Below are 15784 nucleotides of genomic sequence, written 5' to 3' on the forward strand. Positions count from 1 at the left end.
CCATGAGGTCCCCGGAAACCTCCGGGCGACCACGCAGAACATCAGGAGCACGGCATTAGCGATCCACGTATCAATGACAGAATCCGAGTCCCCGAAGTCCGTCTCGTCGGACCCGCAGGCGAGCAGGTCGGCATCGTCCGCGTCGAGGACGCACTGAGGCTGGCCCGCGAATCGGATCTCGATCTGGTCGAGGTGGCGCCCAACGCCAAGCCGCCGGTGGCCAAGCTCATGGACTTCGGCAAGTACAAGTACGAGGCCGCGGTCAAGGCCCGGGAGTCGCGCAAGAACCAGACGAACACGGTCCTCAAGGAGGTCCGGTTCCGGCTCAAGATCGACACCCACGACTACGAGACCAAGGTCGGCCACGCCAAGCGGTTCCTCGGGGCCGGCGACAAGGTCAAGGCCATGATCCAGTTCCGCGGCCGCGAGCAGCAGCGCCCCGAGATGGGCGTCCGCCTGCTCGAGCGCTTCGCGAACGACGTCGCGGAGGTCGGCGCGGTCGAGTCGAGCCCCCGGGTCGACGGCCGCAACATGGTGATGGTCGTGGGCCCGCTGAAGAACAAGGCCGAGGCCAAGGCCGAGGCGCGCCGCCAGAAGCAGCGCGACGAGGCGAAGGCCGAGAACGAGCGCAAGGCGAAGGACAAGATCGACACGTCCTCCGCGGCGCCCGTGACCCAGTCGATCGGGGACGCGTTCCCGGCCGAGCTGCGCGAACGGGCCGGGCAGGCCGAGGAGCCGGTGCAGCAGCCGGCCCCGGAGCCCGAGGTCCAGGAGCCGGCACCGGCCCCCGAGGTCCCGGAGACGGCGCAGGCCGCCGCCCCCGAGCCCGAGGTCGCCGAGCCGGAGGCGCCCGAGGCCGTCGAGGCCCCGGAGCCCGAGGTCGCGGAGGCGCCCGAGGTCGTCGAGGCCCCGGCGCCGAAGGCCGCCCCGAAGCCGCCGGCCCCGAAGGCCCCGGCGCCCACGGCCCCGGCCGCGGCGCCGAAGGCTCCCCGGCCCGGTCCCAAGCCGGGCGCCAAGCCCGGGCCCCAGGCCTGAGCGGCGCACGACCTTCCGCGCGAGCGGAGCAGAACTGACAGCGCCCCGCGGCGCGCAGCCGGTCCCGGTTGCGCCCAGGGGCACCGTGGAGGTGCGGCGGACGTCGCCGTGCCCTCCGGTGGCCACCACCGGAAGAAACGCAAGGAGAGCGGCCACATGCCGAAGATGAAGACCCACAGCGGGGCGAAGAAGCGCTTCAAGCTCACCGGTACCGGCAAGGTGAAGCGCCAGCAGGCCAACCGCCGCCACTACCTGGAGCACAAGTCCTCGCGGCTGACCCGCCGCCTGGCCTCCGACCAGATCGTGGCCCCCGGCGACGCCAAGGTCATCAAGAAGATGCTGGGCAAGTAGTCCCCACCGCATCCCCCGGGGAGTCCGACTCCCCGCCCCGCACAGATTTGACCTCCCGGCCGCGCGGCCGGGACCGAAGTGAAGGAGTACACACGTGGCACGTGTGAAGCGGGCGGTCAACGCCCACAAGAAGCGCCGGGAAATCCTCGAGCAGGCCTCCGGCTACCGCGGCCAGCGCTCGCGCCTGTACCGCAAGGCGAAGGAGCAGGTCACCCACTCGTTCGTCTACAGCTACAACGACCGCCGGAAGCGCAAGGGCGACTTCCGCCGGCTGTGGATCCAGCGCATCAACGCCGCGGCCCGCGCCAACGGCCTGACCTACAACCGCTTCATCCAGGGCCTCAAGGCCGCCGAGGTGGAGGTCGACCGCCGGATGCTCGCCGAGCTGGCCGTGAACGACCAGCAGGCGTTCGCCGGTCTGGTCGAGATCGCGAAGAACGCCCTGCCGGAGGACACCTCCGCGCCGCGCGAAGCCGCCGCCTGAGCACAGTCGGAGCAGTGAACCTCACGGAGCGCCTTGCCGCCCAGCCGATGTCCAACCCCCGAGCCGATCGGGTCAGGGACGTCGCGGGACTGGCCGGGCGCTCCGCGCGTTCCAAGCGCGGGCTGTTCCTCGCCGAGGGCCCGCAGAACGCCCGCGAGGCCCTCGCCCGGCATCCGGAGTCCCCGTGCGTGGACGCCGTCTACGTCACCGAGGACGCCCTGGGCCGCCACCCGGACATCGCCGCGCTCCTCGAGCGCGTGGCCGAGGACCGCTCCGTGTTCGTTCGCCTCGTGACGCGGGAGGTCCTCGCCGCGATGAGCGACGCGGTGACCCCGCAGGGCGTCGTCGTCGTGTGCCGCCCCCTCGACGCGGACCTCGGGGCCGTGCTCGCCGCCCGGCCGCGGCTCGTGGCCGTGCTGGCCCGGGTCCAGGACCCCGGCAACGCCGGCACCGTGCTGCGCGCGGCGGACGCCGCCGGCGCGGACGCGGTGGTGCTCACCGCCGGCAGCGTGGACGTCTACAACCCCAAGACCGTGCGCTCGACCGCCGGCTCCCTCTTCCACCTGCCCGTCGTCGTGGGCGCCGACCTGCCCGCGCTGCTCGGGGCCGCCCGCGCCGCCGGGTGCGGCGTGCTGGCCGCCGACGGCCACGGGGACGTCGACCTCGACCGCCTCCAGGACGCCTCCGCCGCCCGGGCCGCCGGCGCGGACGGGGTCGACACCCCCTACGACCTGGCGCGCCCCACCGTGTGGCTCTTCGGCAACGAGGCCCGGGGACTGTCGGAGGAGGAGAAGGCGCTGGCCGACCACCGCGTCGCCGTGCCGGTGCACGGCCGGGCGGAGTCCCTCAACGTCGGCACCGCCGCCACCGTGTGCCTCTACGCCTCGGCCCGGGCCCAGCGGCGCCCCGGCGCCGGGGACGGGCGCTGAGCCCGTGACCGCTCCGTTGCCCGCCGCGTACCGCACCCAGGTGGTCGGCGCCGCCCTCCTCGACGACGCCCGCCGCCCCACGGCCTTCCTCGCCGCGCAGCGGGCCTACCCCGAGGCCCTGCGGGGCCTGTGGGAGTTCCCCGGCGGCAAGCAGGAGCCGGACGAGAGCTGCGAGCAGGCCCTGGTGCGGGAGTGCGCCGAGGAGCTCTGCGTGGACGTCCGGCTGCTCGCGGAGGTGCGCGGACCGCACGCCCAGGGCTGGCCGCTCAAGGACACCGCGGCGATGCGGGTCTGGACGGCCGTGGCCGCCGGCGGCGGCCCCCGGCCCGTGCTGGGGGAGGACCACCTGGCCGTGCGGTGGCTCCCGCTCGCCGACCCCGCCGCCGCGCTCGAGCTCCCCTGGATCCCGGCCGACCTGCCGATCGTGCACGCCCTGCTGGACCACCTGCGGGGCTGACCCGGTCCGTGCCGGCCGGAGCGGGTCAGGTGGCGGCGCGCCGGTCAGCCGTGGTGGCGGGGGGCGGGGGCGTAGCCGCCGTCGGCGAGACCGGCCCCGATCTCGAAGGGGTTGCGGTGCGCCGGGTGCCCGCAGCGCAGCACCGACCACCCCGCGGCCAGGAGGTAGGCCGGCAGGAAGGGCAGGCCCAGCCACTGCGCCCACTGGGTCGCGTGGCGGGACTCGTGGGCCACGAGCCGGGGGCGGGCCGCGACGTCGTCGATCCCGGCGCGGAACAGGACCACGTTGCCCACGGTGAACGCCCCGGCCCGGGGCAGCCGGGGCCGGTAGCCGAAGCCCAGGATCAGCCCCTCCGGGCCGCGGACCAGCTTCGTCCGGGAGGCCGCGGCGACCAGCAGCCCCAGCGGGGTGGACAGGTTCGCCATGTTCCACACCTGCCGCAGGCGCGCCGCCCGGCTCGGTTCGGGTGTCATGGCACCAGCCTAGATCCGCTCGGCGCACCCCGTCCGGGCCGACGATCGCCACGCCTGCGATCACCCGGGCACGGAAGCAGCGGGGCAGCGCCGGCACTCCTCCGCGCCGGACCGCGCCGCGCTCCGGTACCACCGGGTCGTCGACGTGCCGGAGAAGCGGTGGGCGGACCCTGCGGCCCGTGCCATAGACTGGAACACGCCCGCGATCCGTGCCGATCCGGGCTTTCCCGTGCTCCATGTCCCACGGACCGTGGGACGGCGTGCGCGGACGACCCCGTCCCCGAGCCGAAGAAGTCGCCAGCTGATGTCTGAACTGCCACCCGAGACCGCCCCGAGCGGCGCGGTCGACCCGACCGACGAGGCCGCGGTCGCCGCGGCCGTGGAGGCGGCCCTGGCCGCCGTCGGAAACGCCCAGGACCTCGACGAGCTCAAGGAGGTCCGGCTCGCCCACGCGGGGGACCGCTCCCCGCTGGCGCTGGCCAACCGGCAGATCGGCTCCCTGGACAAGTCGCAGAAGTCCGCGGCCGGCAAGCTGGTCGGCCAGGCCCGCGGCCGCGTCAACCAGGCGGTCGCCGCCCGCACCACGGTGCTGGAGGAGGAGCGGGACGCCCGGATCCTCGTCGAGGAGGCCGTGGACGTCACCGCCGCCGGCCGGCGCCGGCGCCTGGGCGGGCGGCACCCGCTGACCAACCTCATGGAGCGCGTCGGCGAGACGTTCGTGGCCATGGGCTGGGAGGTCGCCGACGGCCCCGAGGTCGAGTCCGAGTGGTACAACTTCGACTCCCTCAACTTCAAGCCCGACCACCCCGCCCGGGAGCTGCAGGACACCTTCTTCGTGGACCCGCCCGAGGCGCACCTCGTGCTGCGCACGCACACCTCGCCGGTGCAGATGCGCACGCTGCTCAGCCGCGAGCTGCCGGTCTACGTCGTCGTCCCGGGGCGCACCTACCGCACCGACGAGCTCGACGCCACGCACACCCCGGTCTTCCACCAGGTCGAGGGTCTGGCCGTGGACAAGGGGCTGTCGATGGCCGACCTCAAGGGCACGCTCGAGCACTTCGCCCGGCAGATGTTCGGCCCGGAGGCGAAGATCCGGCTGCGGCCCAACTACTTCCCCTTCACCGAGCCGTCCGCCGAGCTGGACGTGTGGCACCCGAACGCCAAGGGCGGGCCGCAGTGGATCGAGTGGGGCGGCTGCGGCATGGTCCACCCGAACGTGCTGCGCGCGGCCGGCATCGACCCCGAGGTGTACTCGGGCTTCGCGTTCGGCATGGGCATCGAGCGGACCCTGATGTTCCGCAACAACGTCCCCGACATGCGCGACATGGTCGAGGGCGACGTCCGCTTCAGCGAGCACTTCGGGATGGAGATCTAAGACATGCGAGTTCCTTTGTCATGGCTGCGCGAGCACGCCCCCGTCCCGGCGGACGCGACCGCCGAGGACGTCCTGGCCGCCCTGGTGACGGTGGGCCTCGAGGAGGAGGACGTGCACCGTCCCGCGGACCACCTGAAGGGCCCGGTCGTGGTCGGCCAGGTGCTGTCCAAGGAGCCGGAGACCCACTCCAACGGCAAGACCGTCAACTGGTGCACCGTCCGCGTGGTCCCCGAGGGCCAGGAGCAGACCCTGACCGGCGAGGGCATCGACCCCTCCGGCGTGCAGGGCGTGATCTGCGGGGCCCACAACTTCGAGGTCGGGGACAAGGTCGTCGTGACCCTGCCCGGCGCCGTCCTGCCCGGGGACTTCAGGATCTCGGCGCGCAGGACCTACGGCCACACCTCCGCCGGGATGATCGCCTCCGTCCGGGAGCTCGGCATCGGCGAGGACCACGACGGCATCCTGGTGCTCTCGACCCTCGGCCTGGACCCGGAGCTCGGCACGGACGCCCTCGAGCTGCTCGGCCTCCACGACGAGGCCGCCGAGATCAACGTGACCCCGGACCGCGGCTACGCGTTCTCGATCCGCGGCGTGGCCCGCGAGTACTGCCACGCCGTGCACGAGCCCTTCACCGACCCGGCCGGGACCGTGGCGCCCCGGGTGCCCGCCCCCACCGCGGACGGCTTCCCCGTGGCCGTCGAGGACGACGCCCCGATCCACGGCAACCCCGGGTGCACCCGCTTCGTCGCCCGCACGGTGACCGGCATCGACGCGAGCGCCCCCACACCCCCGTGGATGTCGGCGCGGCTGCGCCTGGCGGGGATCCGCTCGATCTCCCTGCCGGTGGACGTCTCCAACTACGTGATGCTCGAGCTCGGCCAGCCGCTCCACTTCTACGACCTCGGGACGCTGACCGGCGGCATCGGGGTCCGCCGGGCGGCGCCGGGCGAGACCCTGACCACCCTGGACGGCAAGCGGCGCACCCTGGACCCCGAGGACCTGCTCATCACCGACGGGTCCGGGCCCATCGGCCTGGCCGGGGTCATGGGCGGGGCGGCCACCGAGGTCTCGGACGCCACCGTCGACGTCCTCGTGGAGGCGGCCCGCTTCGACGAGGTCTCGATCGCCCGCACCACCCGCCGGCACCGGCTGCCCTCCGAGGCGTCCAAGCGCTTCGAGCGCGGCGTGGACCCGCAGATCGCCCCGGTGGCCGCCCAGCGCGCCGTGGAGCTGCTCGTGGAGCTGGCCGGCGGCACGGCCGGGCCCGGGGTCACCGACGTGGACGCCACCACCGCCCCCGCGCCCATCGAGCTGCCCTGGGACCACCCGAGCCGCCGCACGGGCGTGGAGTACACGGCGGAGCAGGTCGTCGCGACCCTCACCGAGCTCGGCGCGCAGGTCGAGGCCACCGACGACGGATGGCGCGTCGTGCCCCCGTCGTGGCGGCCCGACCTGGTCGAGAAGGAGGACCTGGTCGAGGAGATCGCCCGCCTCGTGGGCTACGACGCGATCCCCTCGCGGCTGCCCGTGGCGCCCCCCGGGCGCGGCCTGACCGCTGAGCAACAGGCCCGCAAGCGGGTGGCCGACGCGCTCGCGGCCGCCGGGCTGACCGAGGTGCTCGCCTACCCGTTCGTCGCGCAGGCGGACAACGAGCTGTGGGGTGCCCCCGAGCCCGGGGTGCCCGTGCCGTCGGTGAAGCTGGCCAACCCGATCAGCGAGGCCCAGGGGATGCTGCGCGTGTCCCTGCTCCCGGGCCTGCTCGAGGTGCTGCGGCGCAACACCTCCCGCGGCTTCCGCGACCTGGCGCTCTACGAGGTCGGGCGCGTCTTCCGCCCCGGCGAGCAGCTCGGCAGCGCGAGCATCCCGCCGCTGGGGGCGCGCCCGGACCCGGCGGTGCTCGAGGAGCTCGAGGCCGGCCTGCCCGCCCAGCCGCGCCACCTCGCCGCGGTCCTCGCCGGCAAGGACGCGGCCGAGGGGCCGTGGACCGCGCCGCGCGCGTTCGACTGGCAGGACGCCCTCGACGCCGCCCGGCTGGCCGCCGAGGTGCTGGGGGTCGAGCTGACCGTCCGCCAGGGCACCCACCAGGCGTTCCACCCGGGCCGCACCGCGGTGCTCGCCACCGCCGACGGCACCCCGCTGGGCTACGCGGGCGAGCTGCACCCGCAGCTCGTCGCCGCGCAGGACCTCCCCGAGCGGACCGTGGCGATGGAGCTGAACCTCAGCTCGCTCACCGCGGCCGAGTCCGGGGTCGTCCAGGCGCGCGCGATCTCCGGCTACCCGGCCGCCACGCAGGACGTCGCACTCGTGGTGGACGCCTCCGTGCCGGCCGCCGAGCTGCGGGCCGCGCTCGAGGAGGGCGCCGGGGAGCTGCTCGAGGACGTCCGCGTCTTCGACGTCTACCAGGGCCCCGGCATCGAGGAGGGCCGGAAGTCGGTCGCCTTCGCGCTGCGCTTCCGGGCCCCGGACCGCACGCTGACCGCGGACGAGGCCTCCGCCGCCCGCGAGGCGGCCGTCGCCGTCGCCGCCGAGCGCCACGGCGCCGTGCTCCGCGGCTGAGCGGCCCCGCCCGGACGGCCCGCCCCCTCCGGGGGGCGGGCCGTCCGTCGTCCCCGCCCCGCCCGGGCGGTAACACTCGCGAACGCCGCGGAGTGCGCCGTCGACTTCGGTACTGTGGCACCGGGTCCCCGGCCGCGACCCCGGCGTTCGCGACCGACCCCCCTTCCCCGACCCCGTTCCAGGAGCGCAGCATGACCGAGGAGACCACCGACCGCCAGGAGCCGTTCTTCGCCTTCGACGACGAGCAGGACGAGCAGGACGGGCGCGCCCGCCGGTCGATCGCCTGGAAGCCGACGGCCGTGGGCCTGCTGGGGCTGCTCCTGGGCCTGGTCCTCGCGGTGAGCGCGGCCCTCGCCTGGGACGACTCCCGCAGACTGGCCGGCTACGCGGACCGGTCGTGGGTGATCTCCGGGCAGTACCAGGACCTCACCAACGACCTGCAGACCAAGACCTGGAACCCCATCTACCGCGGGGTGCTGCCCGCGGACGAGGCGGTCGCCGAGCAGCCCTTCGACTCGGGCCTCGCCGACCCGCGCGTCCCGGAGGCGGGGGAGGAGATCGTCTTCCGCGGCACGCAGACGGGCTCCGGCGAGGACGACTTCCACCAGGAGGCCGACGCGCTGCTCGCCGTCGAGGACGGCACCCTCCAGGTGGTCGAGACCGCCGAGGCGGGCGAGTTCGGGGACGGCGTCACCGCGGGCACCATCGCGTGGCAGCGCGTCCAGGCGGCCCTGCTGCTGCTCGCCGGTCTCGCCGCGGCCGGGGGCGGGGTCTGGTTCGCCCGCCGGCTCTACCGCCGGGAGCACTGACCGGCCGGCCGGCCGCCCGCGCGGCGCAACGGGCCCCTGCCGGACGCACAGCGTCCGGCAGGGGCCCGTTGCCGTCGGTGCCGGGGGCCGGCGCGGGTCAGGGCAGGGCGGGCAGCTCCCGGCGGAGCAGCCACGCGTCGAGCAGGCCGTCGACCTCCGCCCACCGGTCCCGGGGCACGAAGCCCCGCAGGTGCTCCCGGAAGCCCGCCGTGCTCACCCACCCGTCCCGGTTGGCGGTGGCCCAGCCGCGCAGCAGAGCCCGGAAGGCGTCCTCGCCCACGGTCTCCCGGATCGCGTGGACGGTGAGGGCGCCCCGGACGTACACCACGTCGTCGAAGAGCCGCACCTGCCCGGGGTCCCCGATGACGAGGTCCTGGCGCATCTTGGACAGGGTCCGGTGCGCCTTCTCCGCGTGCCAGCGGGCAGACCTGTCGCCGGAGGCCTCCGACCAGATCCACTCCGCGTAGGACGCGAACCCCTCGTTGAGCCAGATGTCCTGCCACGCGGAGAGGACCAGGCTGTTGCCGAACCACTGGTGGGCCAGCTCGTGCGCCACGAGCCGCTGCTCCTCCCAGTCCGTGCCCAGCTGGTTCTTCCCGAACACGGAGCACGCGTAGCACTCGAACGGGTCCTCCAGCGACTCGTCGACGACCACCACCGTGTAGCTCGGGAAGGGGTAGGGGCCGAACCAGTCGTTGAACACCTCGATCATCCGGCCCTGCTCCGCGAAGGTCTTCTCCGCCTTCTTGCGCCGCTTCCTGGAGCACACCAGGTACTGGGGGACGCGCGAGCCCGAGAGCTCGTGCCGCTCGTACGGGCCGATCTGCACGGTGGCCAGGTAGGGCGGCAGCGGCACCCGGGACGTGTACACCCAGTGGCGCTCGCCGTCGCGCTCCACCACGGACTCCAGCTCGCCGTGGACCACCACCTCGTAGTCGGCGTCCGCGTGCACGGCGACCCGGTAGGTGGCCTTGTGGGAGGGGTGGTCCACGCACGGGAACCAGGTGGACGAACCGGTGGGCTGCCCGGCGACGAGCACGCCGTCGTCGAGCTCGGCCCAGCCGATCTCGCCCCAGGGCCCGTCCAGGGACTCGGGGTACCCCTCGTAGGCCACGGTGAGCGTGAACGCCTCCCCGGCGGCGACGACGCGCGGCAGGGTCAGCACGAGGCGGCTCCCGCGGTGGTCGGCGCGGACGCGGCGGCCGCCGAGCAGACCGCCGAGTCCGCCGGTGCCGAACCTGACGTCGGTCACGGCGAGCTCGGTGAGGTCCAGCTCGATCCGGTCCGTGTCGTGCAGCGCGCGGCAGGACAGGATGGCGCGCGCCTCGAGGCCGTTGTCCTCGACGTCGTAGTCGAGGTCCAGGTCGTAGTGCTCCACGGTGGCCGCGCAGCACCCCACGAACGGGGTGTAGGGATCCCGTGCGCCGTCGGCGCCGAGGAAGCGGTGCATCATCGGTGCGGCGCTCACGGGACCAGCAGCAGCTTGCCCTGGGCGGCGCGGGACTGGAGCAGCTCGTGGGCCTGCCGTGCCCGGTCGAGCGGGAACGTCTCGGCGACGCGGAGGGTCAGCGACCCGTCGAGCACCGCGTCGAACAGCTCGCCCGCGCGCCAGTTCCGCTCCTTCTCGTCGAGCAGGTAGTCGTTGAGGGTGGGGCGGGTGAGGAACAGGGAGCCGTGCTGGGCGAGCCGCTGCGGGTCGAGCGGGGGCACCTGGCCGGAGGAGCCGCCGAAGAGCACCAGCATCCCGCGCCGGCGCAGCGCCCGGAGCGACTCGTCGAAGGTGTCCTTGCCCACCGAGTCGTAGACGACGTCGGCGCCGCGGCCGCCGGTGACCTCCCGGACGTGCTCGGCGAAGCCCTCGTAGCCCACCAGGGCGAAGTCGGCCCCCAGGGAGCGCGCGGTCTCCGCCTTGGCCTGCGAGCCCACCAGGGCGACCACCGTGGCCCCGAGCGACTTCAGCAGCTGCACGGCGAGACCTCCGACCCCGCCCGCGCCCGCGGTGACGACGGCGACGTCGCCCTCCTGGACCGGGTACGTCGAGCGGACCAGGTAGTGCGCGGTGAGACCCTGCAGCGGGACGGCCGCGGCGACCTCGTCGGACACGCCGGAGGGCACGCGCAGGGCCTTGTCGGCGTCCACGAGGAAGGCGTCGGCGTAGGTCCGGGACGCCTGCGAGGTGGTGATCCGGTCGCCCAGGGCGAAGTGGCGCACCTCGGAGCCCACGCCCGTCACCACGCCCATGCCCTCGGAGCCCGGGGTGAAGGGGTGCTCCACGGGGTAGACGCCCTCGCGCTGGTACACCTCGATGAAGTTCACCCCCGCCGCGCGGGTCTCGACGAGCAGCTGGCGCGGACCGGGTTCGAGGTCCGGACGCTCGCCGAGGGTCAGGACCTCGGGGCCTCCGGCTCGCTCGACCATGACGCAACGGACCATGACGGGTACCTCCTGGACATCGCGGACGGGAACCCTGCCATGGTAGGCACGGAGTCCCGCCGCGCCCTCCCCGCAGGGGTCGCCCAGGGGTAGCGTGTGCACAAGAGGGGGCACGGGAAAGCCCCCGTAATCATCGAGATTTGCAGACGGGAAGCGTAGATTCGGGGGCAGAGCCGTTCCCGGGGGGAGCGCGAGAGCGGCCGTGGTCGATCAGAGCGGGGGGATCCTGGCGTGCTCCGACGAGGCGCACCCGCGCCCCGCTCCGCCGGTCCTCCCCCCGTAGCGTGCATAAATATTGAAGACCATGCATAACTTTGAGCTAGAGTGGGTTCTATGACGTTCAGCGCAGCAGTGTCGGGGGCATCCGGCTACGCCGGTGGCGAGGTCCTGAGGATCCTCGCCGGTCACCCGCAGATCGAGATCGGGGCCGTGGGGGCCCATTCCAACGCGGGCCAGCGGCTGGGGGAGCTGCAGCCGCACCTGCACTCCCTCGCCGACCGGGTGCTCGTCGACACCACGGTGGAGAACCTCGCCGGCCACGACGTCGTCTTCCTCGCCCTGCCGCACGGCGCCTCGGCCTCGATCGCCGCGCAGCTGCCGGCGGAGACCGTCGTGATCGACGCCGGCGCCGACCACCGGCTCGACTCCGCCGAGGAGTGGGACCAGTTCTACGGGTCCCCGCACGCCGGGACCTGGCCGTACGGGCTGCCGGAGCTCGTCGTGGACGCCGAGGGCACCCGCCAGCGCGAGCAGCTCCGCGGCGCCACCCGCATCGCGGTGCCGGGGTGCTACCCGACCAGTGCCCTGCTCGCCCTGGGTCCCGGCTTCGCGGCCGGTCTCCTGGAGCCGGAGGACGTCGTGATCGTCGCGGCCTCGGGCACTTCCGGCGCCGGCAAGGCCGTCAAGGCGCACCTGCTCGGCTCGGAGGTCATGGGCTCGATGAGCCCGTACGGGGTGGGCGGCGCCCACCGGCACACCCCCGAGATCGAGCAGGGCCTCTCGAAGGCCGCCGGGCGCCGCGTGCGGATCTCCTTCACCCCGACGCTCGCCCCCATGCCGCGGGGCATCCTCACCACCGCCACCGCGCGGGTCCCCGAGGGCGTGACCGCCGCGCAGCTGCGGGAGGCCTGGGAGACCGCCTACGCGGCCGAGCCGTTCGTCACCGTCCTGCCCGAGGGACGGTGGCCCTCGACGAAGTCGGTGGCCGGCTCCAACCACGCCCAGCTCCAGCTCGCCCACGACGCCCGGGCAGGGCGGGTCATCGTCACGTGCGTGATCGACAACCTCGTCAAGGGCACCGCCGGCGGTGCCGTCCAGTCCATGAACCTCGCCCTCGGCCTGCCGGAGGACACCGGCCTGACACTCCAAGGAGTCGCACCGTGAGAACGTACCCCTCCCAGCAGCCCGCCGGCACCCTGCAGGTCGACACCGCCCGCGGCGTGGCCGCCGCCCAGGGCTTCCGCGCCGCCGGCACCGAGGCCGGCTTCAAGGACTCCGGCGGGCCGGACCTCGCCCTCGTCGTCAACGACGGGCCCCAGCACCACGTGGGGGCCGTGTACACGACCAACCGGATCACCGCCGCGCCCGTCCAGTGGTCCAAGGCCGCGACCGCGGACGGCCGGGCCGCCGCCGTGGTCCTCAACTCCGGCGGCGCCAACGCCTGCACCGGACCGCAGGGCTTCCAGGCCTCCCACCGGACCGCCGAGCTCGTCGGCGAGGCGCTCGGGGTCGGGGCCGGGGACGTGGTGGTGTGCTCCACCGGGCTGATCGGCATCCAGCTGCCCATGGACGTCATGGAGCGCGGCCTCCCCGGGGTCGTCGAGGCCCTCGGGGACGACGACGCCGCCGGGGCCGCCGCGGCCCGGGCCATCATGACCACCGACTCCGTCTCCAAGCAGGCCGCCTACGTCCGCGACGGGTGGACGGTCGGCGGCATGGCCAAGGGCGCGGGCATGCTCGCCCCGGGGCTGGCCACGATGCTCGTGGTGCTCACGACCGACGCGGAGCTCTCCTCCGACGCCCTGCAGTGGGCGCTCGAGGACGCGGTGAAGGTCACGTTCAACCGCACCGACTCCGACGGCTGCATGTCGACCAACGACACCGTGGTGCTGCTCGGCTCGGGCGCCTCCGGGATCACGCCGGACGAGTTCGAGTTCAGCCAGGCCGTGACCGCGGTGTGCCACTCGCTGGCCCAGCAGCTCATCACGGACGCCGAGGGCGCGTCCCACGACATCGAGATCACCACCGTCAACGCCGCGACCGAGCGGCAGGCTGAGGACGTGAGCCGCTCCGTGGCCCGCTCCAACCTCTTCAAGGCCGCGATCTACGGCAACGACCCCAACTGGGGCCGCGTCCTGTCCGCGGTCGGCACCACCGACGCCGCGTTCGACCCCGACCGGCTCGACGTCGCCATCAACGGCGTCGTGGTCTGCCGCAACGGCATGATCGGGGACCCGCGCGAGGGCGTGGACCTGGCCGCCGACCGCAGGGTCACCGTCCTGGTCGACCTCAAGGCCGGGGACGCCGACGCCACCGTCTGGACCAACGACCTGACCCACGACTACGTCGAGGAGAACAGCGCCTACTCCAGCTGACCCGCCCGCCCACCAGCACAGCACCGACCCACGGCGCAGGAGAACCATGACCGACCCGAGTGACCCGACCCGCTACGAGACCGCCCAGCTGAAGGCCGGCACCCTGATGGAGGCCCTGCCCTGGATCCAGCGCTACGCCGGGTCCGTGATGGTCTTCAAGTACGGCGGCAACGCCATGGTGTCCGAGCCGCTGCGGCAGGCCTTCGCGGAGGACATGGTGTTCCTGCGCCACGTCGGGATCAAACCGGTCGTGGTGCACGGCGGCGGCCCCCAGATCAACCGCATGCTGGAGCGGCTGGGCATCGAGTCCCAGTTCCGCGGCGGGCTGCGCGTCACCTCCAAGGAGGCCGTGGACGCCATCCGCATGGTGCTGACCGGGCAGGTCCAGCGGGAGCTCGTCTCCCTGCTCAACGCCACCGGCCCGTACGCCGTCGGGCTCTCGGGGGAGGACGCCGAGCTGTTCCGCGCGGTCCGCCGGGGCACCGTCGTGGACGGCGAGGAGGTGGACCTCGGCCACGTGGGCGAGGTCGTCGGCGTCAACCCCGAGCCCGTCACCCAGCTCCTCGAGGCCGGGCGGATCCCCGTCATCTCCTCCGTGGCGCCGGAGGTCGACGCGCACGGCCGCCCCACGGGGGAGATCCTCAACGTCAACGCGGACACCGCCGCCGCCGCCGTGGCGGTGGCCCTGCGCGCCGAGAAGTTCGTGGCCCTCACCGACGTCGAGGGGCTCTACGCGAACTGGCCGGACAAGGACTCCCTCATCGCGTCCCTGTCCGCCTCGGAGCTGCGCGCGATGCTCCCGAGCCTGCAGGCCGGGATGATCCCCAAGATGGAGGCGGCCCTGCGGGCCGTGGAGGGCGGGGCGCGCCGGGCGTCCATCGTCGACGGGCGCAGCCCGCACACGTGCCTGCTCGAGATCTTCACCGACACCGGCATCGGTACCCAGCTCGTCCCCGACCACGGAGCATCGTCATGACCGCCCAGCACACCGCCTCCCGCTACTCGGCCCAGACCGCCCTGCTCGGCGAGTACGCCGACTCGCTGCTCGGCGTCTTCGGCAGCCCGTCCCTCGTGCTGACCCACGGCAGGGGCGCCGTGGTCACCGACGCCGACGGCCGGGACTACCTCGACCTGCTCGCGGGGATCGCCGTCAACGCCCTCGGCCACGCCCACCCGCGCTGGGTGGAGATCGTCTCCCGCCAGCTCGCCACCCTCGGGCACGTCTCCAACTTCTTCACCTCCCCCCAGCAGATCGCCCTCGCCGGGAAGCTGCTGTCCCTGGCCGGCGCGCCCGCGGGCTCCCACGTCTTCTTCGCGAACTCCGGCACCGAGGCCAACGAGGCCGCCTTCAAGCTCGCCCGCCGCCACGGCCACGAGCACCCCGGCCCGGACGGCCGGCCCCGCGGCACCGTCCTCGCCCTCGAGTCCGCCTTCCACGGCCGCACCATGGGCGCCCTCGCCCTGACCGCCAAGGAGGCCTACCGGGCGCCCTTCGAGCCCCTCCCGGGCGGGGTCCGGCACATCCCCGCGACCGTCGAGGCCCTCGCGGAGCACCTCGACGGGACGGTCGCGGCGCTCATCGTGGAACCCGTGCAGGGCGAGGCCGGCGTGCGCGAGCTGCCCGAGGGCTACCTCCGGGCCGCCCGGGAGCTGACCCGCCGGCACGGCGCGCTGCTGGTCGTGGACGAGGTGCAGACCGGGATGGGCCGCACCGGCCGCTGGTTCGCCTCCTCCGCCGAGCTCACCGGCGACGACCTGCCGGACGCGATCACCCTGGCCAAGGGCCTCGGCGGCGGCTTCCCGATCGGCGCGATGCTGACCGTCGGCCCGGAGGTCTCCGCGCTGCTCGGGGCCGGCCAGCACGGCACCACGTTCGGCGGCAACCCGCCGGCCACCGCCGCGGGCCTCGCCACCGTCACCGTCATCGAGGAGGACGGCCTGCTGGAGCACGCGCGCACCGTGGGCGCCGTGCTCGGCGAGGGGCTGCGCGCGGTCCCCGGGATCGGCGACGTGCGCCAGCACGGACTGCTGATCGGCGCCGACCTCGAGGTCCCCGAGGGGGCCACCGCCCCGTTCGGCCCCGCCGTGGTCGAGGCCGCCCGGGACGCCGGATTCATCGTCAACGCGACCGGCCCCGGGACCCTGCGCCTGGCCCCGCCCCTGATCCTGACCCCCGAGCAGGCGCGCACCTTCCTCGACGCGCTCCCCGAGATCCTGCGCACCGCCGCCGCCGCGGTCACGGCCCCCGCCGCGACCTCGCCCGACTCCCCGCCGAAAGAAGCATGAAC

15 protein-coding genes are annotated in these 15784 nt (G+C 74.2%); 12 read left to right on the forward strand and 3 right to left on the reverse strand.

All coding sequences use genetic code 11. The annotated features are described in order from the left end of the window. The first annotated feature begins 81 nt into the window (after nt 1-81). The 5 genes from infC to ACZ2G1_RS00755 all read left to right on the forward strand — a co-directional run bounded on the left by infC (nt 82) and on the right by ACZ2G1_RS00755 (nt 3256). Nucleotides 82-1035 (forward strand): translation initiation factor IF-3, encoded by a 954-nt coding sequence (gene infC, locus ACZ2G1_RS00735; RefSeq protein ID WP_241975713.1) that lies wholly within the window; start codon nt 82-84, stop codon nt 1033-1035. Between the two features lie 156 nt (nt 1036-1191). After that, the gene (gene rpmI / locus ACZ2G1_RS00740) at nt 1192-1386 is read left to right on the forward strand and encodes a 50S ribosomal protein L35 (RefSeq protein WP_017832891.1); all 195 of its coding nucleotides are present in this window, start codon (nt 1192-1194) and stop codon (nt 1384-1386) included. A gap of 94 nt (nt 1387-1480) precedes the next feature. Continuing rightward, on the forward strand, nt 1481-1870 hold the full coding sequence (rplT, locus tag ACZ2G1_RS00745; RefSeq protein ID WP_031282709.1) for a 50S ribosomal protein L20: 390 nt from the start codon (nt 1481-1483) through the stop codon (nt 1868-1870). A gap of 14 nt (nt 1871-1884) precedes the next feature. After that, on the forward strand, nt 1885-2799 hold the full coding sequence (locus ACZ2G1_RS00750; RefSeq protein ID WP_251356137.1) for a TrmH family RNA methyltransferase: 915 nt from the start codon (nt 1885-1887) through the stop codon (nt 2797-2799). A gap of 4 nt (nt 2800-2803) precedes the next feature. Further along, nucleotides 2804-3256, forward strand: a complete 453-nt coding sequence (locus ACZ2G1_RS00755; protein WP_470377332.1) for a (deoxy)nucleoside triphosphate pyrophosphohydrolase — start codon at nt 2804-2806, stop codon at nt 3254-3256. A gap of 44 nt (nt 3257-3300) precedes the next feature. On the opposite strand, the gene ACZ2G1_RS00760 is transcribed toward ACZ2G1_RS00755, so the two are convergent. Next, on the reverse strand, nt 3301-3729 hold the full coding sequence (locus tag ACZ2G1_RS00760; protein WP_031282707.1) for a DUF4157 domain-containing protein: 429 nt from the start codon (nt 3727-3729) through the stop codon (nt 3301-3303). A gap of 304 nt (nt 3730-4033) precedes the next feature. On the opposite strand from ACZ2G1_RS00760, the gene pheS reads away from it, so the two are divergent. The 3 genes from pheS to ACZ2G1_RS00775 all read left to right on the forward strand — a co-directional run bounded on the left by pheS (nt 4034) and on the right by ACZ2G1_RS00775 (nt 8469). Continuing rightward, complete coding sequence (gene pheS, locus ACZ2G1_RS00765) at nt 4034-5104, forward strand: phenylalanine--tRNA ligase subunit alpha (RefSeq protein WP_035929629.1); 1071 nt, start codon at nt 4034-4036, stop codon at nt 5102-5104. Between the two features lie 3 nt (nt 5105-5107). Beyond that, nucleotides 5108-7660 (forward strand): phenylalanine--tRNA ligase subunit beta, encoded by a 2553-nt coding sequence (pheT, locus tag ACZ2G1_RS00770; protein WP_470377333.1) that lies wholly within the window; start codon nt 5108-5110, stop codon nt 7658-7660. A 191-nt stretch (nt 7661-7851) separates the two neighbouring features. After that, nucleotides 7852-8469 (forward strand): hypothetical protein, encoded by a 618-nt coding sequence (locus ACZ2G1_RS00775; protein ID WP_336649998.1) that lies wholly within the window; start codon nt 7852-7854, stop codon nt 8467-8469. Between the two features lie 97 nt (nt 8470-8566). Here ACZ2G1_RS00775 and ACZ2G1_RS00780 read toward each other — a convergent pair whose 3' ends face one another. Continuing rightward, entirely contained in the window at nt 8567-9937 is a 1371-nt protein-coding gene (locus ACZ2G1_RS00780; RefSeq protein ID WP_426120791.1) for a M1 family metallopeptidase, read from the reverse strand. Next, nucleotides 9934-10902: a quinone oxidoreductase family protein gene (locus ACZ2G1_RS00785; RefSeq protein ID WP_336649996.1), complete on the reverse strand. Its 969-nt coding sequence runs from the start codon at nt 10900-10902 to the stop codon at nt 9934-9936. The genes ACZ2G1_RS00780 and ACZ2G1_RS00785 overlap by 4 nt, the downstream gene beginning before the upstream one ends. Before the next feature lie 333 nt (nt 10903-11235). Between ACZ2G1_RS00785 and argC the strand changes: the two genes are divergently transcribed. The 4 genes from argC to ACZ2G1_RS00805 are packed head-to-tail and all read left to right on the forward strand — an operon-like array spanning nt 11236 to nt 15782. Next, nucleotides 11236-12285, forward strand: coding sequence for an N-acetyl-gamma-glutamyl-phosphate reductase (gene argC / locus ACZ2G1_RS00790; protein ID WP_426120790.1), 1050 nt, complete (start codon nt 11236-11238; stop codon nt 12283-12285). Beyond that, the gene (gene argJ / locus ACZ2G1_RS00795; RefSeq protein WP_017832880.1) at nt 12282-13496 is read left to right on the forward strand and encodes a bifunctional glutamate N-acetyltransferase/amino-acid acetyltransferase ArgJ; all 1215 of its coding nucleotides are present in this window, start codon (nt 12282-12284) and stop codon (nt 13494-13496) included. Before argC ends, argJ begins: the two co-directional genes overlap by 4 nt. 46 nt (nt 13497-13542) lie before the next feature. Then, on the forward strand, nt 13543-14472 hold the full coding sequence (gene argB, locus ACZ2G1_RS00800; protein ID WP_426120789.1) for an acetylglutamate kinase: 930 nt from the start codon (nt 13543-13545) through the stop codon (nt 14470-14472). Then, complete coding sequence (locus ACZ2G1_RS00805) at nt 14469-15782, forward strand: acetylornithine transaminase (protein ID WP_426120788.1); 1314 nt, start codon at nt 14469-14471, stop codon at nt 15780-15782. Before argB ends, ACZ2G1_RS00805 begins: the two co-directional genes overlap by 4 nt. The last annotated feature ends 2 nt before the right edge of the window (nt 15783-15784 follow it).

Source organism: Kocuria sp. KKT182 (assembly GCF_055635395.1).

Bases quoted from the DNA above. Each gene is read 5' to 3' on its own strand.
- rpmI (WP_017832891.1), top strand. From the start codon at position 1,192: ATGCCGAAGATGAAGACCCACAGCGGGGCGAAGAAGCGCTTCAAGCTC.
- ACZ2G1_RS00760 (WP_031282707.1), bottom strand. From the start codon at position 3,729: ATGACACCCGAACCGAGCCGGGCGGCGCGCCTGCGGCAGGTGTGGAAC.
- pheS (WP_035929629.1), top strand. From the start codon at position 4,034: ATGTCTGAACTGCCACCCGAGACCGCCCCGAGCGGCGCGGTCGACCCG.
- pheT (WP_470377333.1), top strand. From the start codon at position 5,108: ATGCGAGTTCCTTTGTCATGGCTGCGCGAGCACGCCCCCGTCCCGGCG.
- ACZ2G1_RS00775 (WP_336649998.1), top strand. From the start codon at position 7,852: ATGACCGAGGAGACCACCGACCGCCAGGAGCCGTTCTTCGCCTTCGAC.
- ACZ2G1_RS00785 (WP_336649996.1), bottom strand. From the start codon at position 10,902: ATGGTCCGTTGCGTCATGGTCGAGCGAGCCGGAGGCCCCGAGGTCCTG.
- argC (WP_426120790.1), top strand. From the start codon at position 11,236: ATGACGTTCAGCGCAGCAGTGTCGGGGGCATCCGGCTACGCCGGTGGC.
- argB (WP_426120789.1), top strand. From the start codon at position 13,543: ATGACCGACCCGAGTGACCCGACCCGCTACGAGACCGCCCAGCTGAAG.
- ACZ2G1_RS00805 (WP_426120788.1), top strand. From the start codon at position 14,469: ATGACCGCCCAGCACACCGCCTCCCGCTACTCGGCCCAGACCGCCCTG.